Origin of the sequence: Streptomyces sp. URMC 123, assembly GCF_051386515.1 — a bacterium.
Classification (GTDB): domain Bacteria; phylum Actinomycetota; class Actinomycetes; order Streptomycetales; family Streptomycetaceae; genus Streptomyces.
The window spans coordinates 1-796 of the sequence record NZ_JBPQTV010000664.1; the positions used below are offsets into that span (position 1 = coordinate 1).

The following is a 796-nucleotide window of genomic DNA, read 5'->3' on the forward strand; positions in this document are numbered from 1 at the left end:
GCCGGGGAGCCCTGGGCCCGGGGCCCGTCAGGGCTCTTCAGGCCCCGGGAGGCCCCGGGGCCACTGTCGGGTCACGCCCCCGGTAGCGGCTCGAACTCCCGCACCGCGTCGATGGCCACGCCGTGCGGCGTATTGGCCTCGCGCTCGATCATGATCTCGACCAGCACCGGCCGCGAGGTCGTGACCGCCTGCTTGCGGGCCCACTCCAGGGCGGGCGCGATGTCCCCCGGCTCGATCACCCGCCGCCCGGAACAGCCGTACGCCTCCATCAGCTTGACGTGGTCGGTGCCGAACTCGTCGTAGTGGATGTCGACCTGGTAGTTCATCCGGTCGTAGCCCAGCGACGCCTGGCGGATCAGCCCCAGATACTCGTTGTTGAGCATGATGATCACGAACGGCACGTCGTACTGCGCAGCGACCGCCAGCTCCTCCACCAGGTACTGGAAGCCGTAGTCGCCGACGATGCCCACCACTTCGGCGTCCGGCTCGGTCCGCTTCAGCGCCTTCTTGACCCCGATCGCGGCCGGGATCTCCCAGCCCAGCGGGCCCGCCTGGCCGCACACCTGGTAGTGGCGGGGCAGATGCGCCTTCTGATGCTGCCCGCCCCAGATCTGGTAGAGGCCGATCGCGGTGACGAAGTACGTCCTCTCGTCGAAGATTGCGTTGATCTCCCGGTACACCCGGGGCGCCTTGATCGGCACGTCGTCGAAGTCCTCGCGCCGGGTCAGGGTCCGCTTGAGCTCCCCGGCCCGCGCCACCCAGGCCCCCGCCGGGCGCCGCGCCCCGCGGGCCCGGG

General features: G+C 70.7%; 1 protein-coding gene. It reads right to left on the reverse strand.

All coding sequences use genetic code 11. From position 1 onward, the window contains the following. Positions 1-71: 71 nt before the first annotated feature. Positions 72-796, reverse strand: a 725-nt coding sequence (locus ACSNOD_RS31530; RefSeq protein ID WP_436770492.1) for a thiamine pyrophosphate-dependent enzyme, incomplete at its 5' end; no start/stop codon positions are given.